This is a genomic window from Nitrobacter sp. 62-13 (assembly GCF_001896955.1).
In the GTDB taxonomy this organism is placed as follows: Bacteria; Pseudomonadota; Alphaproteobacteria; order Rhizobiales; family Xanthobacteraceae; genus Nitrobacter.
Genome location: NZ_MKRN01000005.1, coordinates 21,442 through 41,554, shown reverse-complemented (window position 1 = coordinate 41,554; position 20,113 = coordinate 21,442). Strand labels below are relative to the sequence as shown.

Here is a 20,113-nt window from a genome sequence, read left to right as displayed (position 1 = left end):
GAGCGCATGGAGCGGCTGTCGCGCTCCGGCGACAAGGACGCCGCCAGGCAGTTGCTCGAGCAGTTGCAGCAGATGCTCGAAAATCTCCAGATGGCGCAGCCTGGCCAGGGCGAGGACGGGGACCTGCAGCAGTCGCTGAATGAACTCGGCGACATGATCCGCAAGCAGCAGCAGTTGCGCGACAGGACCTATAAACAGGGTCAGGACTCCCGGCGCGACAGCATGCACGACAACAGCCAGGACGGCCACCACGCGATGGATGGCTTGCAGCAGGACCAGCAGGCGCTGCAAGACCGACTGAGGACGTTGCAGCAGGAGCTTGCCAGACGCGGAATGGGACCGGCTCAGCGTGACAGGTCGGGTCAGGACGGCGAGCAAGGATCGCCGGCCGACCAGGGTCATGGCGAGAATGGCCTGGGTCAGGCCGACTCCGCCATGGGTGACGCCCGCGGACGGCTTGGCGAAGGCAATGCCGAGGGTGCCGTCGATGCGCAAGGCCGCGCGCTTGAAGCGCTGCGCAAGGGCGCCCGGAGCCTTGCCGAAGCCATGCAGCAGGGCGAGGGCGAGGGGCAGGGCGAGGATGGTCCGGGCAGTCGGGCGGGCAACCGGCAGAGCGGCGGCAACCAAACCGATCCGCTGGGACGGCCGTTGCGTGGCCGGGAATTCGGCCAGGATTCGAGCGTCAGGATTCCCGGCGAGATCGACGTGCAGCGGGTCCGCCGCATTCTCGAAGAACTGCGCCGCCGCTTCGCCGATCCGTCACGGCCGAAGATCGAGCTCGACTATATCGAGCGACTGCTCAAGGATTACTGATCATTCCGGGAGCGTCGCTCGGCCAGCGCATCGGCGACGGCGGTGCGGATATCGGCCACCGAAAACGGCTTGGTGATGACGTCGTGGACGATCGCGTCGAGACCTGACGCGCGCTCGCGCTGATCGGCGAAGCCGGTCATCAACAGGATGACCAGATCGGGGAAATCACGCGCGGCGGCCAGCGCCAGTGCGATGCCGTCCATGATCGGCATCTTGATGTCGGTGAGCAGAAGATCGAAGGTGCGGGCGTCGCCGGTCAGAATATCCAGCGCCTCGGCGCCGTCGGCCGCGGTCACCGTCTCGTGGCTGTCCATGGCGACGGCGCGGGCAACGAGCGACCGCATCGAGTCCTCGTCGTCGGCGATGAGAACGCGCGCCACGGTTTATGCTCCGCTTCCCGTGGCAAGATCCTGCCGGTTGAAGAAACGCACGTCGATGCTGCGGCCTTCCGCCGGCGGCGACGCCAGCCGCGAGCGGAACCAGGCGTTCTCTCCCGGCTTGAGCGCGGCCTGTTCGAGCACCGCGTTCCACGCATATATCTCCGTGCCGTGCGCGTCGCGGACGCTGAAGCGCAGACGCGGCAATTCGACCGGCTTGCGGGTTTGCGCCACGATCATCCCTTCGATGACCAGTACGGGTTTGCCGTTGACGGTTTCGGTCGACATCTTGACGTCCTTGAACGCCAATCCACGCAAGTTCACTTCCAGCCCGGCCAGGCGGTAGAACGTTGCGGTTTGCGGCAGCAGCCGCACGATCTCGGCGCGCCAGATCACCAGCGCCAGCACCATGGCGGCCATTGCGACGCAGATAGTGTTCAGATTCACCGCAGCCCGGCGCAACGTGAATCCGGGCTTGAGCAGGGCGCGGAGCCGCGAAGGAGCGGTCGAAAGCGGCCGCTCGTTATCCCGGGGCGTGTTGTCCTGTTGTGCCGGCGAGGTCCAGGCGCCGGCGAGTTCCTGCTGCGCGCCGCTGAGTTCCGGGCTTTCCGGCAGGTCGCTGGCGATCGATGGGCTGTCGACGGAGGGGATGGTCTCCGCCGGTTCGTTCCATCCAGCGGCCTCGTCCGCTCCCGCCATCGAAGGGACGCGAGCCTCGGCGGTCGCGATCTTTTCAGGCGTTGCCCGCCACGTTTCCTTGCAGCGCGAGCAGCGCACGGTGCGGCCCGCATCGCCGAAAGTTGCGGAGTCGACCGCGTAGGATGTCGTACAATGAGGACAGATAATGTGCATGGACGAATCGCCGCAAATGACGCTGTCCGGAGTCTATGCGCCGACCGTTAACGAATCGGAAACCATAACCGACGCACAACGAATCCGATCGCCGTCCGCGTGTCGGAGACCGCGGGGACGCGTACGGTCCGGGCGGCTTAACTTGGCCGGCCGCCTCCCTCGAACGGAGTTCGTGGGGTGGATCGGCAATTCTCCTCATTCTCGCAAGGAGTCCGTCAAGGGAACTTCTGAACATCCACATCGGTGTCCTTTCAAATCCAAAGTTCGCGAAAGGGCGTGCTGAGAACGTTGCGAACTTTGGATTCGGGACACCAGGCTTGATCCGATTCGAAAATGTCGGCTTGCGCTACGGGCTCGGCCCGGAGATTTTGCGCGACCTCAGCTTTCAGGTTCCGGCCCATTCCTTCCAGTTTCTCACCGGCCCGTCGGGGGCGGGAAAAACGTCCCTGCTGCGGCTGTTGTTTCTGTCGCTGCGGCCGACGCGGGGGCTGGTTAACCTGTTCGGTCAGGACGTCTCCCTGCTGGGCAAGGATGAAGTCGCCGATCTGCGCAAGCGTATCGGGATCGTGCTGCAGGACTTCCGCCTGCTCGATCACATGACGACTTACGAGAACGTTGCGTTGCCGTTCCGTGTGACGGGGCGCGATGAATCGACCTATCGGCGGGAAGTCATCGATCTTCTGAAATGGGTGGGTCTTGGCGAGCGCATGGACGCGTTGCCGCCGGTGTTGTCCGGGGGCGAGAAGCAGCGCGCGGCGATCGCGCGCGCCGTGATCGCGCGCCCGCAGCTTCTGCTGGCGGACGAGCCGACCGGTAACGTCGATCCGACGCTCGGACGGCGGCTGCTGCGGCTATTCATCGAGTTGAACAAATCCGGCACGGCGGTCATCATCGCCACGCACGATATCACGCTGATGGATCAGTACGACGCTCGGCGTCTGGTGCTGCATCAGGGACGGCTGCACGTCTATGAATAATGCAGGCAACGACCACGGTGTTCTGGTGGATCTCGGGCGCGAACGCCCGCAGGTGCCGGCCCGCGCGCGCAACATGTCGCCAATCGTGCCGCGCGCCTCGATCGCCGGCCGCGCCCTGGTCGCCGTCGTCGCCATCATGACGTTTCTGGCCTCGATCACGACCGGGGCGGTGCTGCTGGTCAGCGCCTCGGCGACGGAATGGCAATCGGAGGTTGCGAGCGAAATCACCATCCAGGTACGCCCGGTTGCCGGACGCGACATCGAACGCGACGTGACCGCTGTCGCCAGCGCGGTGCGCGCCGAGCCGGGCATCCTCGACGTCAGGCCGTATACCAGGGAGGAGTCGGGCAAGCTGCTGGAGCCGTGGCTCGGCAGTGGCCTGTCGCTTGACGATCTGCCGGTGCCCCGCATGATCGTGGCGCGGGCGGCGCCGGGGACCAGGCTCGACCTGGAAGGGCTCCGCAGCCGCGTGACGCAACTGGCGCCGTCGGCCAGCGTGGACGACCATCGCGCCTGGATCAATCGGATGCGGTCGATGACCAATGCGACGGTGTTCGCAGGCGTCGGTGTGCTCGTTTTGGTCATCATTGCCACTATTATTTCGGTATCCTTCGCGACCCGTGGCGCAATGGCGGCCAATCGGCCGATCGTCGAGGTGCTGCATTTCGTCGGCGCGAGTGACCGCTACATCGCCAATCGCTTCCTGCGGCATTTCCTGCGGCTCGGGTTCGAGGGCGGTACAATCGGCTGTGTCGCCGCCATGATGGTGTTCGGGTTCTCCGAATCGATCGCCACCTGGTTTTCCGGAACGCCGGTCGGGGATCAGTTCGCCGCGCTGCTCGGCACCTTCTCGCTGCGTCCCTCGGGCTATCTCGTGCTGGTGGTCCAGACTGTGCTGATCGCGGCGATCACCGCTTTGGCCGCCCGCCGCACGTTGTTCGCGACGCTGGACGAAATTGACTGAGCGGCCGTTCAGGCCTCACAGCTTTCCCGGAACGACCCGGATTCCACTTCGCCCCAAAACGCACTAAAGTCGAGGCGACCAGGAATATCGAACGGATGAGTGAACAAGCGCGTCATGACAAGCCGGAAGCGTCACGCGGGACGCCTGCGCGGCGCCGCGCCAGGATGCTCGCGGCCTTGGGCGCGGCTGTAGGGCTTGCCTTCGTCGGAGCGGGAGTAGGCTTCGTCGGATTTTTGTCGCAATTGCGCGGTGTCGAGACCAAGCCCGCCAGCAATGCCGATGGCATCGTCGTGCTCACCGGCGGCTCGTCGCGGATTTCCGACGCGATCGAGCTTCTGGCTGGCGGCTACGGCAAGCGGCTGCTGATCTCGGGCGTCCATCCCACCAACGGGGTCAGCGATATTTCGCGCTCGTTGCCGGACAGCCAGCGCCTGCTGACATGCTGCGTCGACCTCGATCGTTCGGCGGTCAATACCCGGAGCAATGCCAGCGAGACGCGGCGCTGGGTCGATGAACAAGGTTTCCGCTCCCTGATCGTGGTGACCTCCAACTATCATATGCCCCGCGCCATAGTCGAATTGTCGCACGCGATGCCGGACACCACCCTGATTCCCTTCGCGGTGATCGGCGACAAGTGGCGCGAAGAGCCATGGTGGACGAGTGGCGCCACCCTCCGGCTCTTGCTATCGGAGTATGTCAAATACCTCGCCGCGGAGGTGCGGGTTCGCCTGGCTTCCATCGGCCTCGAACCTTTCCCCGAGACCGGCGACCAGCCGCCCGGATCGGCGGAGCCGAAGCGACCGTCCTCGGGCTAGAGCAGGACCTCGAAAGAGCCTGCCCCGGACTCGATCCGGGGTCGGGTGCCGGTTTTGCGATCGGAATACGCGCTGGTTATCGATTGAGATTATCTTGCCGCCGGCCGGATCCGCCTCCGGCGCCACGGAATTGGATTGTTGATGATTTTGATCTTTCTGCGCTCGCTGGCCTTCAACGTCCTGTTCTACCTGACGATGGCGATCTGGATCATCGCCGCGCTGCCTACCTTTGTGATGCCGCGCGCGGCCCTTGTCAGCATGGTCAAGGCCTGGGGACGCTGGAACATCTGGCTGATGCGCGCCACCTGCGGCACGCGCGTGAAGATTCTCGGCACAGGAAGGATTCCGAAAGGGCCGCTGATCATCGCCTCGAAGCATCAGTCGATGTGGGAGACGTTCGCGTTGTTCAGTCTCATCGATCAGCCGATTTTCATTCTCAAGCGCGAGTTGAAGTGGATTCCGTTCTTCGGCTGGTACCTGACGAAGACCGGCATGATCGGCATCGACCGCAAGGCCGGCATACGCTCGCTCAAAATGCTGGCCCGGATGACGCAGGAGCAGATGCGTCTCGGGCGTCAGCTCGTCATTTTTCCGGAAGGGACGCGGCGTCCGATCGGGGCGCCGCCGTCGTACAAGAGCGGCGTCGCTATGATCTATGCCGAAGCCAAGGCGCCGTGCGTGCCGGTGGCGCTCAATTCCGGCCTGTGCTGGCCGCGCCGCACATTCCTGCGCTATCCCGGAACGATTACGGTCGAGTTTCTCGATCCGCTGCCGCCGGGACTGCGGCGCGACGAATTCATGTCGCGGCTGACGGCATCGATCGAAGGCGCGACGACTGCTCTGGTCGAAGCCGGCCGGCGCGAGCAGGCGCGGTTGTTCGGACGGGTACCGGACGCGCCGCCGGCGGAGACCTAGAGCACGATCCCGAACAAGCGTTCGGATAACGTCATTCAATCAGCCTCCAGCCGCGAAGGCGGCGTATCGTCGCGCAGCAATTCCGCCACCCGGTGAAGTTTCGGGTCGCGAAAACCCTGTGCCTCGATCGATCTCACGGTGGACAGCACGTAGTCGCGATTATGTCCGGAGCGGCCGTGGCCCTGCCGGACGTAACGAACTTGTTCAGCCAGTGTCAGCCGCCCCGCATACTGGACATGACCGCGATCGACGACATAAGCCAGCGCGCTGATCCTCCGGCGGGCGTCGTCCTCGAGCCAGACGGAGCGCATCACCTCGCGATAGACGCGAGTGGTCTGCTCGCGCCCGCGCAGATATGCGACGGTCGCTTCGCGGTGGTCGGCCGCAACCCGGAACGCGATGCCCCGGCAGGCGCCTCCGCGGTCGAGGCCGAGAACCAGCCCCGGTTTCTCCGGCGTCCCGCGATGGTCGAACGAGTAGACGCAGAGCGCCCGGTGCTCGCCGATCAGCCGCGCCGGCACCTGCTCGGCAAAGTCGAATCCCGGCCGCCACATCAGCGAACCGTAGCCGAACACCCAGAAATCGGTATCGGAATGGCCGGAATCCGGCTCGAATTGTCGTTGCGTATTCATCGTGCGTACGCCTGGAGCGTTGCGATTCCTTGCCCGCATCTGCCCTCGAAATATTGCAGACCCGCGCTGTCAGGCGAAGCGGAATTGAAAGGGCTGGTTTTGCCGCAACGGCGCGATTATTCTCCAAGGCAATCGCCGATTTGACAAATTCACGAGTGTACCTTCCCGCATGGCCGCCGCCACCACGCCCCCTTCCAAGCATCGTCTTTGGCCCATTTTCGTCATGCCCGCGCTGGTGGTCATCGCCGCCGCGGCGTGGAGCGCGTTCTGGTTCTATTCCGCCTCGCAGGTCGACCGGACCGTCGACGCCTGGCGCGCGCGTGAAGCCGCGTCGGGGCGCATCTATGATTGCGCCAAGCGGACCGTCGCGGGGTTTCCGTTCCGCCTGGAGGTTCACTGCTTGGATGCGACCGTCGAGCTGAGGTCGCAGACCGCCGATCAGGCCTCGGCCCAAATGCCGCCCGTGACCGCACGCCTCGGGGACATCTTTGTGATCTCGCAGATCTACACTCCGAGATTGCTGATCGCGGAGTTCAAGGCTCCGGCGACGCTATACCAGCAGGGGCAGCCGGTGATGGTCGTCAATTGGAAGACCGCGCGCAGCAGTATCGTCGGGTTGCCCGGAACGCCGCAGAGCGCCGACCTCGTATTCGACGATCCGGCGGTCGATCGCGTCGCGGGCTCGGCGCGCACGCCGCTCGCACGTGCGAGCCACGTCGAGCTTCACGGCCGCACCGCGGAGAACTCCAAACCGGATCACCCGACGATCGAGACCGTCCTCGAATTGACGGGGGCAACACTTCCCGACATTCACCCGGTGTTGACCAAGCCGTTCGATGCGGACGTTCGCGCGATGGTGCACGGGTTGAAGGATTTCACGCCAAAACCATGGCCGGTGCGGCTTCGCGAATTGCAGGCCGCGGGCGGCCGCATCGAGATCATGCAATCGCGGATCCAGCAGGGCGATTTGATTGCGATTGGCGCCGGCTCGCTCGGCCTCACAGCCGACGGACATCTTGACGGCGAGTTGCACATGACGGCAACGGGATTCGAGGCGCTCATTCCGGCGCTCGGAATCCAGCAAATGCTGGAAGAGGGGGTTCCGCAGTCGACGCTCGACAAGGTCGCGCCGGGCGTGAAGACCCAGGACATCAACAATCTGTTCGGGGCGCTGGATCGGGCGATTCCGGGGTTGGGCAAGGCTGTGCGCGAGAACGCCAATGCCGGTGTCACTGCGGGCCTTGCTGCGATCGGTAAGGAGGCAACGCTCGAAGGCAAGAAGGCGCGTTCCTTCCCGTTGCGTTTCGTCGACGGCGCGGTTTTCATCGGACCGTTGAAAATCGCCCAGACGCCGCCGCTGTTCTGAAGGTTCTGCGCAGGTCTATTTCAGATTGAAGCGGGAGCCGCGGAGTCCGTCTGCTCTCCCTCTTCTCCGCGTGAGAGGGGAAGGGGCGAGGGGTAGTCGGCCTGCTATCGGATCAAGTCCGGAGCCAAACTAATTAAGATTTCTTCGGTGCGTTGGTTTGCAGCCGCCCGAAATCCGGAGCCGCGGAATCCTGACCGATTTCGACGATGCCGCGGCGGATCGCGCGGGTGCGGGTAAAATGCTCGAACAGCGCCTCTCCGTCGCCGCGTCGCATGGCGCGCGTCAGCTTGGAAAGATCCTCGTTGAAGGTGCCGAGCATTTCCAGCACCGCGTCCTTGTTGGACAGGAAAACGTCGCGCCACATGGTGGGATCGGAAGCCGCGATGCGGGTGAAGTCGCGAAAGCCGCCGGCGGAGAATTTCATCACTTCCGAGGACGTGACCTCGCCGAGTTCGTCTGCGGTGCCGACGATGGTGTAGGCGATCAGGTGCGGCAGATGGCTGGTGATCGCCAGCACCAGGTCGTGATGCTCGGGCGTCATGGTCTCCACCCTGGCGCCGATCGCGGTCCAGAACGCGCGCAGTTTTTCGACCGCGGCCGTATCCGTCCCCTCGGGCGGCGTTAAAATGCACCAGCGGTTGATGAACAGTTCGGCAAAACCGGAATCCGGACCCGAATGCTCGGTGCCGGCGACCGGATGCGCGGGCACGAAATGAACGCTTGCGGGCAGATGCGGAGCCATGTCGCGGACCACGGCTCCTTTCACCGATCCGACGTCGGAGACGATCGCGCCCGGCTTGAGATGCGGCGCGATTTCCTGCGCCACCGCTCCGCACGCCCCGACCGGGATGCTGAGGATCACAAGATCGGCGTCATCAGCGGCCTCGGCGTTGGTTTCCACGACGCGGTCGGCGACGCCAAGCTCGGTCACCCGCGCACGCGTCTTCGCAGAGCGTGCCGTGACGATGATTTCGCCGGCAAGGCTTTGCGCACGCGCGGCGCGCGCGATCGAACCGCCGATCAGTCCGAATCCGATCAGCGCGATCCGCTGGAACAGGGGCGCTGCGGTCATGCCTGCGCCATGAAGTCGCGCAGGCCGTCCGCCACCAGGCGGTTGGCTTCCTCGGTGCCGATCGTGAGGCGGAGCGCGTGCGGCAGGCCGTAATTGTCGAGCGCGCGCAGCACCAGACCGCGTCTGGTCAGAAATGCATCGGCCTCGAACGCCGTCTTGCCCTTGGTGTTCGGGAAGTGGATCAGGATGAAGTTCGTCACGCTGGGCGTCACCTTGAGGCCGAGCTTGGTTATTTCATCCGTCAGCCAGTTGCGCCACTTCTCCGTATGCGCTTTCGACATCTGGACGTGCGCGGTGTCCTCGATCGCGGCCGCGGCCGCAAGCATCGCAGGAGTCGAAACGTTGAAGGGTCCGCGAATCCGGTTCACGGCCTCCACGATATGCGCAGGGCCGAACATCCAGCCGATTCGCAGCGCAGCCAGGCCGTGGATTTTGGAGAAGGTGTGCGTCAGCACGGTGTTCTCGGTCGTCGCCACCAGTTCGATGCCGAGTTCGTAGTCGTTGCGCGACACATAATCGGAATAGGCCGCGTCGAGCACCAGCAGCACGTGCGACGGCAATCCTGCGCGCAACCGCCTGATCTCGTCGAACGGCAGGTAGGTGCCGGTCGGATTGTTGGGATTGGCGAGCCAGACCATCTTGGTCTTCGGCGTCACGCGTTTGAGGATCGCGTCGACGTCGGCGGTGTAGTTGGTCTCCGGCGCAACGACGTTGGTCGCGCCATTCGCCAGCGTCGCGATCGGATAGACCAGAAAACCGTGCGTGGTCGAAATCGCCTCGTCGCCGGGGCTGAGATAGGTATGCGCCAGCAGGTTCAGGATTTCGTCGGATCCCGCGCCGCAGATGATGCGAGCCGGGTCGAGTCCGTAGGCGCGAGCGATGGCCTCGCGCAGCACGCGCGAGGTGCCTTCCGGATAGTCCTGGAGATGGGTCACGGCATCGCGGTAAGCGTCCATCGCCTTCGGAGACGGGCCGAACGGCGTTTCGTTGGCCGACAGCTTGAACATCTTGCGGCCTGCTTCCGGCACCGGGCTCTTGCCGGGCACGTAGGGCGCAATATCGAGAATGCCAGGATTCGGCAATGGTCGGGACATTATGAACTCCGGAACTGTCCGACGTTACGGGCGAGCCGCCGCGCTGGAAGGCATCGTATAGCGCGTTGCGTGGCTGCCGACGAGGGCCGTCGAGCGGACCGACGCGCCGGCCTCGAACAGCGCCGTCTTGATCGCCTCGAAGCCGATATCCTTCGTCACCGACACCAGCAGCGCAGCGCCGTCGAAGGCGGCATCGGGCACGGCCACGATCTCGGCGAGCGGAGACAGCGCGTGGGCGGTATCGGCGTTCCAGCCGGAGACGCGCACGCTCCATGTCTCCACTTCGGTCACCCGTGCATCGTCGGCGACGCGCGAGACCACGAACACCGGTAATGCTGCCGGGTGGTCGGCGCGTTCGATGAAAGGCAGGCGGGCGATGATCTTCGGCGCGCCGTCGGCTTCGAGCGCGAGCCACCACGGTGCACGGCTCGAGGTCGCGGAGACCAGAGCAAGGTCGCCCTTCGAGTTGGCGACCGCCTCCACGGCGGCCTGCGCGCTGAAATGCGGCACGAAGGGCACCGTGAAGCCGAAGTGGAAACGCGCGGAATCCCGCATCGCGGATTCGCCGAGCGACAGGTCGGCATGCAGCGAAAACGGCGCCTGCACATAGGTGAAGGTCGAGATGATCACGCGCCAGATGCTCTCGACGGTGTCGAGCGGCAGGATGCCGCGATGACGCTGCGCCAGGCGGCGCATCATGTCGGCTTCGCGCGCCGGACGGAACGCGGAGCCTGTTTCCTGGGTCTGCTTCACCGAGATCAGGCGGTCGATGATGTCGCCCCGCCGCATCAGCAGGCCGTGAACCTGCTCGTCGATGGCGTCGATCTCTTTGCGCAGCTCCTGCAAGGAAGGTGGCGCGGGGGGTGCTTTGGTCATGGATGCCACTTGTCGGCCGCGCGAACGGGCGGCTGCTGGTTCTGCCATTCCCATCCCGTTTCAGGGCGCGTCTTTTTTGCGAATCTCGGCGCTAAAGGACATTTGCGTCGGTCCTTCGGCGAATTCGGTTCTTCGGCAAATAACGGGTCGCGAATGGTAAATGAGTTCCCACCAGCGTCGCATTGATAGGAAAGTAGACGCATGAAAGCAAAGAAAACATTGCCCTCGACGCAAGCACTTTCGTCGGGAAGCGCAGCTTGTCTTGACGAAAACTGCATGCGGGATTAGTTTTCATGGGTTCCGTGGTCATTTGAGCCGGCCGGCTTGCAGCCACGTTAAACAACTCGCTAAACAGGCCGGGGACAGCGAAATCCTGATCCCGGCCGAACCCATGTTCAGGCCGGGTTTTTTATGGCCTGCGGTCCGGCGGTTTCTCGAAGCCCCCGGCGGAGGTCAGAGGCAGGATGGTCAACGTGCAATCGATACCGGGCCCGGCTCACGCCGAGGATCGAGCCTTGGAGGCGGACCATCCCACCTCGCAGGTTGCGACGTTCGGCAGCGACCAGCCGCTGCAGCTCGACTGCGGCATCGATCTCGCGCCGTTCCAGATCGCGTATCAGACCTACGGGGAGCTCAATGCCGGAAAGTCCAACGCCATCCTGGTCTGCCATGCGCTGACCGGCGATCAGCATGTCGCCAACGTTCATCCGGTCACAGGCAAACCGGGTTGGTGGGTGACGCTGGTAGGACCCGGCAAGCCGCTCGATACCGACAAGTACTTCATTATCTGCAGCAACGTGATCGGCGGCTGCATGGGCTCGACCGGCCCGGCCTCGACCAATCCGGCCACCGGAACTGTGTGGGGTCTGGATTTCCCGGTCATCACCATCCCCGATATGGTGCGTGCGCAGGCCATGCTGATCGATCGCCTCGGCATCGATACGCTGTTTTCCGTGGTCGGCGGCTCCATGGGTGGCATGCAGGTGCTGCAATGGTGCGCGGCCTATCCGCGGCGCGTGTTTTCCGCGCTGCCGATCGCGTGCAGCACGCGCCACTCCGCGCAGAACATCGCGTTTCACGAACTGGGTCGGCAGGCGGTGATGGCCGACCCTGACTGGCGCGACGGCCGCTATGTCGAGCAGGGCACCCATCCGCACCGCGGCCTCGGCGTGGCGCGGATGGCCGCGCATATCACCTATCTGTCGGATGCGGCGCTGCATCGCAAGTTCGGGCGCCGGATGCAGGACCGCGAGCTGCCGACGTTTTCCTTCGACGCTGACTTTCAGGTGGAGAGCTACCTTCGCCACCAGGGTTCCTCCTTCGTCGAGCGCTTCGATGCCAACAGCTATCTCTATCTGACGAGGGCGATGGACTATTTCGACATCGCGGCCGACCATGACGGCGTGCTGGCGGCCGCATTTCGCGGTACCCGGACCCGGTTCTGCGTGGTGTCGTTCACCAGCGACTGGCTGTTTCCGACGTCAGAATCGCGTGCGACCGTTCATGCGCTCAATGCCGGCGGCGCGCGCGTCTCCTTTGCGGAGATCGAGACCGATCGCGGCCACGACGCCTTCCTGCTCGACGTTCCGGAGTTTTTCGACATCGCCCACGCGTTTCTGGAATCGGCAGGCCATAGTCGTGGGCTGACGGCGGCTGGTGAGTTGAGATGAGCGTGCCGCAACCCACACTGCCGCTGGATGACAGCGCGCCGTCCCGAAAACGCTACCGCCAGAAAGGCCGTTATCGCGGCGACCATCTCCTGCTGGCCGAGATGATCGAACCCAATTCAAAGGTCCTGGACGTCGGCTGCGGCGACGGCGACCTCCTGCAACTGCTCGAGACGCGCGGCGTCGACGGCCGCGGCATCGAACTGTCGCGCGAGGGCGTCAATCACTGCGTCGCCAAGGGGCTCGCGGTGGTGCAGGGCGACGCCGACACCGATCTCGTCAACTATCCCGACGATGCCTTCGACTACGTGATCCTGTCGCAGACTTTGCAAGCGACGCGGCAACCGAAGGCGGTGCTGGAAAATCTGCTGCGGATCGGCAGCCGGGCCATCGTGTCGTTTCCGAATTTCGGCCACTGGAAAATGCGGCTCCAACTGTTGGTCGGTGGCCACATGCCGCGCACGGAGAATCTGCCGGCGACCTGGTACGACACCCCGAATATCCATTTCTGCACGATCAAGGATTTCGTGCAGCTCTGCGACGAGATCAACGTCAAGATGGAGCGTTCGGTCGCGCTCGATCTTTATGGGCGGCCGCTGCGTTTCAACGCGCCGTGGTGGTTCTGGAACATGTTCGGGGAGCAGGGCGTGTTTCTGCTCAGCCGGGTGGAGAAGACCAAATAGCCCTCAGGTAAAGGGGGCGGGCGTGCCCTTTTTAGCCAAACCGACGGACCGCGAAGCTCCGATTCGGCGTCAATGGAGAGGCGTGACGAGATTCGTCAATCTTCGGATCCGGCTCTCCACAGATAGAAATTATAATTACAAAACATACAGTTAAGCCAATTTTAAGCATGGCCGCATCGAAGTGCATTGCTGGTATGCGTTATACGCAACCCAGGTATGACTTCCAAATCCCTAACTCCCGTGGTTTCAAAGCGCCGCGTTTTCCCGTCACAACATAATTGCGGATTTACCGTGAAGCGTGGGGGGAAGTGGGAGGTGTTACAGGGGAGCAAGTATGTTTCAGTGTTGTCGCATTCGCGGCGCCGGCCTCGGCAAGACCTCATCATCGTACGGGCCATCACGCGCACGTTCATCATCACAAGCATCATCATCATCACGCCCGCCGGCATCACCGGCATCGCCATTACCATCACAGATACCGCCACACCTCGAACCGGGATGCTGACGAGAGCGGTTTCTCGGGCGGTTTCGTTTCGAATATCGTCGCCGAAGCCCGTCGCTATATCGGCGGCAATCCGACCGGCCGCAGCAGGCTCTGGTGCGCCCGCTTCATGAACATGGTTCTGAAACGCTCCGGGCATCAGGGAACGGGCTCCGACATGGCGAGTTCGTTCGCGCATTACGGGCGACGGGTCTCCGGCCCGCGGGTTGGCGCAATCGCCGTCATGGGTCGACGCGGCGGCGGCGGTCATGTCGGGGTCGTCAGTGGTATCGACCGTCGTGGCAATCCCATTATCGTTTCGGGCAACCACGGTCATCGCGTCGCGGAGGCGGTCTATCCGCGCGGCCGCATCTACGCCTACGTCGTGCCCAACTGAGGCATGTGAGGTTCCGCTATCGTCCCTTCCCCCGATGCGCGGGGGAAGGGGCCGCGGTAAAACACGACGGGCAGGACACGCATCCGCACACGCGTCCGCTTCTTCGGCAGGGATTTGAGACTGAGCCGATCTCTCGCCTACAAGAGCGATTCCCGCAGCGTTTCGATCTTGTCGTCGATCCTGACCGTGCCGCCGCTGACGACTTCCGCATAGATCCCGCAGTCGCGATGCCCGAGCGTCCGCATCAGCGTGTTGGGAATATCGAGATCGCGCGCTGCGGTCTCCGGATCGACGTTGGTGGCCGTGCATCGGACGATGCGTTTGACCACCTTGAGCCGGATGTCGCCGATCGCGAGCGTGCGCTCGAGCAGATCCAGTTCGCTCCAGGCGGGCCAGCCACGAACGTAAAGATTGGCACGGAAGCGGAGTGGGTGAACCGGTTGCCCGACCATTGTCTCGATGGCGGCTACGCTGTCGAGGTTGATGATCGAGACCACTTTCCTTGCGACGTCCGAAAAACTGTGCCCGTTGCCGGCGAGGAGCTTCGGCGGTCCCTTGAGCTCCTGGGTGAAGTTGGCGGCGAAGAACCGTTCGACCGCGTCGCGGCCTGCCTCGGTGCCGAGGTCGGCGCGCACCGCCTCCTCGCCGTTAACCCGAATTGTCAGAATGCGACCGGCGTCGTCGTAGCGGCTGTGAAGCGCGGCCAGCCGCTCGTCGCGCATCAGCATCAGAAAGCGGGACTTGGGAAAATATCGAGGCGCGGCCGGGTCGAAGCCGGTCGGGCCGTTCTCGATGGCGTAGCTGCGATCGCCGGGGATGGTCTGGCCGGAACGCAGCGTCGCATGGGTCAAGGCTTCGGCGGACAGGCCTTTGACGGGGTAACGGTAAAGGGCGGCGACGGCCGCATCCGGGACGGCGGACATGGGGCTCCTTAAGGGATTCGGGCCGGGCGTGCCAATGGGCTTTGAAAATGGGTTTTGAAAACTCTGTAGCTCCCCTTCATTTCCTGGGAGCGTATTCCTACATTTGCCGCAAGCCGGATCAACGATCCGGCACGCCGACCGTTGCCGGTTGAGGAACGTCAATGCGGCCAACGGAAACCCAATGAAGATGTTGCTTCTGTGCCTTCGGGGCGGGAGCGGCAGGCTGAGGGAGATCCCATGAACATTGAAAAATATACCGAGCGGGTGCGCGGCTTCATCCAGTCGGCGCAATCGCTTGCGGCGCGCGAAGGCCACCAGCAATTCACGCCGCTCCATATCCTGAAGGTCCTGCTCGACGACAGCGAAGGTCTGGCGGGAAGCCTGATCGACCGCGCCGGCGGTAATTCGCGCGCGATCCTGAAGGCGACCGAAGCCGCGCTCGACAAGATGCCGAAGGTATCCGGCGCCGGCGCGGGCCAGATCTATCTGGCGCCGGCAACTGCGCGGGCGTTCGACGCCGCCGAGCAGGCCGCCGAGAAGGCAGGCGACAGCTTTGTCACGGTGGAACGGCTGTTGCAGGCGCTGTCGGTCGACAAGGACAGTGACGCCGGCAAGCTGCTGAAGGACGGCGGCGTCACGCCGCAGAACCTCAACGCCGCGATCAACGCGCTGCGCAAGGGCCGCACGGCCGACAGCGCCACGGCCGAGAACGCCTATGATGCGCTGAAGAAATATGCCCGCGACCTGACGCAAGCGGCGCGCGACGGCAAGCTCGATCCGGTGATCGGCCGCGACGAGGAGATCCGACGCACCATCCAGGTGCTGTCACGCCGCACCAAGAACAATCCGGTGCTGATCGGCGAGCCCGGCGTCGGCAAGACCGCGATCGCCGAAGGCCTGGCGCTGCGCATCGTCAATGGCGACGTGCCGGAAAGCCTCAAGGACAAGAAGCTGCTGGCGCTCGATCTCGGCTCGCTGATCGCGGGTGCGAAATACCGCGGCGAGTTCGAGGAGCGGCTCAAGGCAGTGTTGCAGGAAGTCACCTCCGCCGAGGGCGGCATCATCCTGTTCATCGATGAGATGCACACGCTGATCGGCGCGGGCAAGGCCGATGGCGCCATGGACGCGTCGAACCTCTTGAAGCCTGCGCTGGCGCGCGGCGAACTGCATTGCGTCGGCGCGACCACGCTCGACGAGTACCGCAAGCATGTCGAAAAGGACGCGGCGCTGGCGCGGCGCTTCCAGCCGATCTTCGTGTCCGAGCCGACCGTGGAGGACACCGTGTCGATCCTGCGCGGCCTCAAGGACAAATACGAACAGCATCACGGCGTCCGCATCGCCGACTCGGCGCTGGTTGCGGCCGCCACGCTGTCCCATCGTTATATCACCGACCGCTTCCTGCCGGACAAGGCGATCGATCTGGTGGACGAGGCGGCGGCACGGCTGAAGATGCAGGTCGATTCCAAGCCGGAAGAACTCGATTCCCTCGACCGCGAGATCGTGCGGCTGAAGATCGAGCAGGAAGCGTTGAAGAAGGAAAGCGATGCCGGGTCCAGGACGCGCCTCGAGAACCTCGAGCGGGAATTGGTCGATCTGGAAAAAAAGTCGGCGGACCTGACCTCGCGCTGGAATGCGGAGAAGAGCAAGCTGTCGGACGCCGCCAAGCTCAAGAGCGAGCTGGATCAGGCGCGGATCGAACTCGCCAATGCGCAGCGCAGCGGCGAATATCAGAAGGCCGGCGAACTGGCCTATGGCCGGATTCCCGAACTCGAAAAGCGCCTGGAGAGCATCGAGGCCAGCGAAAGCAATACGATGATGAACGAAACGGTGACGGCGGACAATATCGCTCAGGTGGTGTCGCGCTGGACCGGCGTTCCCGTCGACAAGATGCTCGAAGGGGAAAAGGAAAAGCTGCTGCGGATGGAAGAGAGTCTCGCTGCGCGTGTCGTCGGACAGTCCGAGGCCGTGCGCGCGGTTGCCACCGCCGTGCGCCGCGCCCGCGCGGGCCTGCAGGATCCCAACCGGCCGATGGGCTCGTTCATGTTCCTAGGGCCCACCGGCGTCGGCAAGACCGAATTGACCAAGGCGCTTGCCGCCTATCTGTTCGACGACGAGACCGCGATGGTCCGCATCGACATGTCCGAATACATGGAGAAGCATTCGGTGGCGCGGCTGATCGGTGCGCCTCCGGGCTATGTCGGTTACGACGAGGGCGGGGCGCTGACGGAGGCGGTGCGGCGCCGGCCCTATCAGGTGGTGCTGTTCGACGAGATCGAGAAAGCGCATCCGGACGTGTTCAACGTGCTGTTGCAGGTGCTCGACGACGGCCGGCTCACCGACGGTCAGGGCCGCACGGTGGACTTCCGCAACACATTGATCATCATGACCTCGAACCTCGGTTCGGAGTTTCTGGTGAACCAGCCCGAGGGCGAGGACACCGGCGCGGTGCGCGAGCAGGTGATGGGCATGGTGCGTGCGCACTTCCGTCCTGAATTCCTCAATCGCGTCGATGAGATCATCCTGTTCCATCGCCTGCAGAAGAGCGAGATGGGAAGGATCGTCGAAATCCAGTTCGCCCGGCTGCAAAAGCTGCTGGAAGACCGCAAGATCGTGCTCGATCTCGATGCTGCCGCGCGCGATCGGCTGGCCGAGAAGGGCTGGGATCCCGCCTATGGCGCGCGCCCGCTCAAGCGCGTGATCCAGCGCGAGGTGCAGGACCCGCTCGCTGAAATGATCCTGGCGGGCAAGGTTCACGACGGCGATCACGTCGCGATTTCGGTGAAAGGCGGTGTGCTCACGTTCAACGGTGAGGCACCCTCGACGGCGGATATCGAGCAGTTCGAACCGCGTGTGCCGAAGCGCAAGCTTCACTGAGCGCACCGCACGCGGCTCAATCCTTCCTGCATCGCTGGATCCCCGCTTCTGATGGAATCGGAAGCGGGGATCCGTGATTTTGAGTGACGCGTTTTCTTCACGCGAACCGGTTTCCGCTTCGCTCGAAAACGCTATGGGCGGATGCCGCGTGCGGAAAGCGCGACCAATCCTTATCTCGCGGGTCGCGCGCTCGCGCTTTACAGCATTAACGTCCGGTAAAACGGCTGAGATGCCAGCGCCGATTCCCTGCGTCCCGACCACTCTCCCGCAATGCTAAAAATGGGTGCGCAGGCGGAATATTCGTTTCGCTGCCGGCGCTCGCTGAAGGGTAATATTCTTTTTTTCAATAACGCATTGTTTTCTCTACCAAAGCGGACCTATTCAAGGGGCCGGATTGTCGAAAATGAAGCGACAGATTCTGTTCGTTCAGCGGCTCGACCCGACCTGTGAAGCGCAAATCGCGGCGGGCGGCGGTTCGTTCCCGAAGGTTGGCTTGCGATGACAAAATTGGAATTTCCAGGATCAGCGCTCACGACGGATCAATGGACGCAGGTGAACCAGCTTGCGACGTCGCTCAGTCATGAACAGGCGATCTGGATCAGCGGCTATTTTGCGGGTCTCAGCAACCGGGCACGCATCGGTGCCGCCGCATCGGATGTCGCGGAGCTTGCACCGCCATCGCAGAACAGTCTCACGGCTCCCGCGACGCGGCTTCTGACGGTGTTGTTCGCCAGCGAGACGGGAAACAGCAAGGCCCTGGCCAAGACGCTCGTTGAGAGGGCGAAGGCGAAGGGCATCGAGGTCCGCCTCGCCGACATGGCGGACTACAAGACGCGTGGCCTCAAGGACGAGCAGGACATGCTCGTCATCGCCAGCACCCATGGCGAGGGCGATGCACCGCAGACCGCGGTAGGGTTCTTCGAATTTCTGGAAAGCCGCAAGGCGCCCAAATTGCCGCAGTTGCGGTATGCGGTGCTGGCGCTCGGCGATTCCACCTACGAAAAATATTGCGAGGCAGGTAAGCGGATCGACCGGCGGCTCGAGGAACTGGGCGCGCAGCGCCTCGCCGATCGCGTCGACTGCGACGTCGATTACGAAGACGCTGCGGAGGCGTGGATTGCGGCCAGGGTCGCCGGCCTCACGCCGGCCGCGCAGACTGCGCGGTCTATCCCGGCATCGACGGCCGTGATGCAAAGCCACGAACCGGCGCCCGCGACATTCGACAAGAAACACCCGTTTCAGGCCGCGGTCATCGACAACATCGTGCTGACCGGGCGCGGGTCGACCAAGGAGACCCGCCATATCGAATTGTCGCTGGCGGATTCCGGCCTGACCTATCAGCCTGGCGATGCGCTCGGCATCGTGCCGCGCAACGATCCGGCGCTGGTCGAGGCCGTACTGGAGAAGCTGTCGCTGCCGGCCGATGCACCGGTGACGGTGAAGCAGGCGACGACAAGCCTTGGGGAGGCGCTGAGCGCGACCTTCGAGATTACGGCTTTGACGCCGCGCTTTCTCGACCATTGGGCCGACATCACCGGCGCCGCCGAACTGCAGTCGCTACGCGCGCCGGATCAGAAGGAGGCGCGTGCGGCGTTCCAGCACGACCACCACATTCTCGATGTTATCAGCCGCTTTCCGGCGTCCGGCATCGATGCCGCGCAGTTCGTTGCCGGCCTTCGGCCGTTGCAGCCGCGGCTCTATTCGATCGCCTCCAGCCTCGCCGCGGCACCGGACGAGGTTCATCTCACGGTCTCTACCGTGCGCTACATGATGCACGACCTGCCGCGCGCCGGCGTCGCCTCCGGCTATCTCGCCGCGTGCACCGAGGCGGATGCCACCATTCCGGTCTATGTCCAGTCCAACGACCACTTCCATTTGCCGGACGACGATGTGCCGATCCTGATGATCGGCGCCGGTACGGGCGTCGCGCCCTACCGCGCCTTCATGCAGGAGCGCGAAGTCCGGGGTGCTTCCGGCCGCTCCTGGCTGTTTTTCGGCGAGCGCAATTTCCGCAGCGACTTCCTCTATCAGGTCGAGTGGCAGGAATTGCTCAAGAACGGCGCGCTGAGCCGGCTCGATCTCGCCTTCTCCCGCGACGCCGCGCCGAAGACCTATGTGCAGGATCGCCTGCGCCGCCAGGGCCGCGATGTCTATGCGTGGCTGGAGGAGGGCGCGTATATTTACGTCTGCGGCGACAGCGCCCACATGGCGCCCGATGTCCATGCGGCGCTCACCGATATCGTGGCCGAGCACGGTAGCCTCGATCGCGATGAGGCGGTCGCCTATCTCTCGGCGCTGCAGCGTGATCGCCGCTATCGGCTTGACGTGTATTGAG

Annotated in this window: 18 protein-coding genes and 1 riboswitch; of the genes, 11 read left to right on the top strand and 7 right to left on the bottom strand. The window is 63.8% G+C overall.

What is annotated here, in order from left to right:
- A partial coding sequence (locus tag BGN91_RS00945) for a DUF4175 family protein (RefSeq protein WP_292610089.1) occupies positions 1-813 on the top strand: 813 nt, incomplete at its 5' end.
- Here the strand turns inward: BGN91_RS00945 and BGN91_RS00940 are convergent.
- Complete coding sequence (locus tag BGN91_RS00940) at positions 807-1,193, bottom strand: response regulator (RefSeq protein ID WP_292610088.1); 387 nt, start codon at positions 1,191-1,193, stop codon at positions 807-809. The genes BGN91_RS00945 and BGN91_RS00940 overlap by 7 nt on opposite strands.
- 3 nt (positions 1,194-1,196) lie before the next feature.
- Positions 1,197-2,042 carry an MJ0042-type zinc finger domain-containing protein gene (locus tag BGN91_RS00935; protein ID WP_292610087.1) on the bottom strand — a complete coding sequence of 282 codons (846 nt, stop codon included), beginning with the start codon at positions 2,040-2,042 and terminating at the stop codon, positions 1,197-1,199.
- A gap of 317 nt (positions 2,043-2,359) precedes the next feature.
- On the opposite strand from BGN91_RS00935, the gene ftsE reads away from it, so the two are divergent.
- From ftsE to BGN91_RS00915, 4 genes are all read left to right on the top strand, one after another.
- Positions 2,360-3,019 carry a cell division ATP-binding protein FtsE gene (gene ftsE, locus BGN91_RS00930; RefSeq protein WP_292610086.1) on the top strand — a complete coding sequence of 220 codons (660 nt, stop codon included), beginning with the start codon at positions 2,360-2,362 and terminating at the stop codon, positions 3,017-3,019.
- Entirely contained in the window at positions 3,012-3,983 is a 972-nt protein-coding gene (locus tag BGN91_RS00925) for an ABC transporter permease (protein ID WP_292610085.1), read from the top strand. The genes ftsE and BGN91_RS00925 overlap by 8 nt, the downstream gene beginning before the upstream one ends.
- 95 nt (positions 3,984-4,078) lie before the next feature.
- Positions 4,079-4,798: a YdcF family protein gene (locus BGN91_RS00920; RefSeq protein WP_292610084.1), complete on the top strand. Its 720-nt coding sequence runs from the start codon at positions 4,079-4,081 to the stop codon at positions 4,796-4,798.
- A gap of 141 nt (positions 4,799-4,939) precedes the next feature.
- Positions 4,940-5,713, top strand: a complete 774-nt coding sequence (locus BGN91_RS00915) for a lysophospholipid acyltransferase family protein (protein ID WP_292610083.1) — start codon at positions 4,940-4,942, stop codon at positions 5,711-5,713.
- Positions 5,714-5,748: 35 nt separating this feature from the next.
- On the opposite strand, the gene BGN91_RS00910 is transcribed toward BGN91_RS00915, so the two are convergent.
- Positions 5,749-6,345: a gamma-glutamylcyclotransferase gene (locus tag BGN91_RS00910; protein ID WP_292610082.1), complete on the bottom strand. Its 597-nt coding sequence runs from the start codon at positions 6,343-6,345 to the stop codon at positions 5,749-5,751.
- A 169-nt stretch (positions 6,346-6,514) separates the two neighbouring features.
- On the opposite strand from BGN91_RS00910, the gene BGN91_RS00905 reads away from it, so the two are divergent.
- Positions 6,515-7,711, top strand: a complete 1,197-nt coding sequence (locus BGN91_RS00905; protein WP_292610081.1) for a DUF2125 domain-containing protein — start codon at positions 6,515-6,517, stop codon at positions 7,709-7,711.
- 133 nt (positions 7,712-7,844) lie between these two features.
- On the opposite strand, the gene BGN91_RS00900 is transcribed toward BGN91_RS00905, so the two are convergent.
- From BGN91_RS00900 to BGN91_RS00890, 3 genes are read right to left on the bottom strand one after another with little or no spacing between them, the layout of a single operon-like run.
- Positions 7,845-8,783, bottom strand: coding sequence for a prephenate/arogenate dehydrogenase family protein (locus BGN91_RS00900; RefSeq protein ID WP_292610080.1), 939 nt, complete (start codon positions 8,781-8,783; stop codon positions 7,845-7,847).
- Positions 8,780-9,877 carry a histidinol-phosphate transaminase gene (hisC, locus tag BGN91_RS00895; protein WP_292610079.1) on the bottom strand — a complete coding sequence of 366 codons (1,098 nt, stop codon included), beginning with the start codon at positions 9,875-9,877 and terminating at the stop codon, positions 8,780-8,782. Before hisC ends, BGN91_RS00900 begins: the two co-directional genes overlap by 4 nt.
- Before the next feature lie 24 nt (positions 9,878-9,901).
- On the bottom strand, positions 9,902-10,753 hold the full coding sequence (locus BGN91_RS00890) for a chorismate mutase (protein WP_292610078.1): 852 nt from the start codon (positions 10,751-10,753) through the stop codon (positions 9,902-9,904).
- 292 nt (positions 10,754-11,045) lie between these two features.
- Positions 11,046-11,125: riboswitch (SAM riboswitch) on the top strand.
- Positions 11,126-11,217: 92 nt separating this feature from the next.
- Between BGN91_RS00890 and BGN91_RS00885 the strand changes: the two genes are divergently transcribed.
- The 3 genes from BGN91_RS00885 (at position 11,218) to BGN91_RS00875 (ending at position 13,981) form a co-directional block, all read left to right on the top strand.
- A complete protein-coding gene (locus BGN91_RS00885) occupies positions 11,218-12,423 on the top strand; it encodes a homoserine O-acetyltransferase (RefSeq protein WP_292610077.1) in 1,206 nt (401 codons plus the stop codon).
- Positions 12,420-13,103 carry a methionine biosynthesis protein MetW gene (metW, locus tag BGN91_RS00880; protein WP_292610076.1) on the top strand — a complete coding sequence of 228 codons (684 nt, stop codon included), beginning with the start codon at positions 12,420-12,422 and terminating at the stop codon, positions 13,101-13,103. Before BGN91_RS00885 ends, metW begins: the two co-directional genes overlap by 4 nt.
- Positions 13,104-13,387: 284 nt before the next feature.
- On the top strand, positions 13,388-13,981 hold the full coding sequence (locus BGN91_RS00875; protein WP_292610093.1) for a TIGR02594 family protein: 594 nt from the start codon (positions 13,388-13,390) through the stop codon (positions 13,979-13,981).
- Between the two features lie 137 nt (positions 13,982-14,118).
- On the opposite strand, the gene BGN91_RS00870 is transcribed toward BGN91_RS00875, so the two are convergent.
- Positions 14,119-14,904: an MOSC domain-containing protein gene (locus tag BGN91_RS00870; protein WP_292610092.1), complete on the bottom strand. Its 786-nt coding sequence runs from the start codon at positions 14,902-14,904 to the stop codon at positions 14,119-14,121.
- Positions 14,905-15,141: 237 nt separating this feature from the next.
- Here BGN91_RS00870 and clpB point away from each other — a divergent pair, with 237 nt between their 5' ends.
- Positions 15,142-17,778 carry an ATP-dependent chaperone ClpB gene (gene clpB / locus BGN91_RS00865; RefSeq protein ID WP_292610075.1) on the top strand — a complete coding sequence of 879 codons (2,637 nt, stop codon included), beginning with the start codon at positions 15,142-15,144 and terminating at the stop codon, positions 17,776-17,778.
- Between the two features lie 498 nt (positions 17,779-18,276).
- A complete protein-coding gene (locus BGN91_RS00860; protein WP_292610074.1) occupies positions 18,277-20,112 on the top strand; it encodes an assimilatory sulfite reductase (NADPH) flavoprotein subunit in 1,836 nt (611 codons plus the stop codon).
- Position 20,113 lies beyond the last annotated feature (1 nt).

What these genes read in the sequence shown, in the direction of transcription:
- BGN91_RS00935 (WP_292610087.1), bottom strand. Translation starts at nt 2,042, where the DNA reads ATGCACATTATCTGTCCTCATTGTACGACATCCTACGCGGTCGACTCC.
- BGN91_RS00925 (WP_292610085.1), top strand. Translation starts at nt 3,012, where the DNA reads ATGAATAATGCAGGCAACGACCACGGTGTTCTGGTGGATCTCGGGCGC.
- BGN91_RS00920 (WP_292610084.1), top strand. Translation starts at nt 4,079, where the DNA reads ATGAGTGAACAAGCGCGTCATGACAAGCCGGAAGCGTCACGCGGGACG.
- BGN91_RS00915 (WP_292610083.1), top strand. Translation starts at nt 4,940, where the DNA reads ATGATTTTGATCTTTCTGCGCTCGCTGGCCTTCAACGTCCTGTTCTAC.
- BGN91_RS00910 (WP_292610082.1), bottom strand. Translation starts at nt 6,345, where the DNA reads ATGAATACGCAACGACAATTCGAGCCGGATTCCGGCCATTCCGATACC.
- BGN91_RS00905 (WP_292610081.1), top strand. Translation starts at nt 6,515, where the DNA reads ATGGCCGCCGCCACCACGCCCCCTTCCAAGCATCGTCTTTGGCCCATT.
- BGN91_RS00900 (WP_292610080.1), bottom strand. Translation starts at nt 8,783, where the DNA reads ATGACCGCAGCGCCCCTGTTCCAGCGGATCGCGCTGATCGGATTCGGA.
- hisC (WP_292610079.1), bottom strand. Translation starts at nt 9,877, where the DNA reads ATGTCCCGACCATTGCCGAATCCTGGCATTCTCGATATTGCGCCCTAC.
- BGN91_RS00890 (WP_292610078.1), bottom strand. Translation starts at nt 10,753, where the DNA reads ATGACCAAAGCACCCCCCGCGCCACCTTCCTTGCAGGAGCTGCGCAAA.
- BGN91_RS00885 (WP_292610077.1), top strand. Translation starts at nt 11,218, where the DNA reads ATGGTCAACGTGCAATCGATACCGGGCCCGGCTCACGCCGAGGATCGA.
- metW (WP_292610076.1), top strand. Translation starts at nt 12,420, where the DNA reads ATGAGCGTGCCGCAACCCACACTGCCGCTGGATGACAGCGCGCCGTCC.
- BGN91_RS00870 (WP_292610092.1), bottom strand. Translation starts at nt 14,904, where the DNA reads ATGTCCGCCGTCCCGGATGCGGCCGTCGCCGCCCTTTACCGTTACCCC.
- clpB (WP_292610075.1), top strand. Translation starts at nt 15,142, where the DNA reads ATGAACATTGAAAAATATACCGAGCGGGTGCGCGGCTTCATCCAGTCG.
- BGN91_RS00860 (WP_292610074.1), top strand. Translation starts at nt 18,277, where the DNA reads ATGACAAAATTGGAATTTCCAGGATCAGCGCTCACGACGGATCAATGG.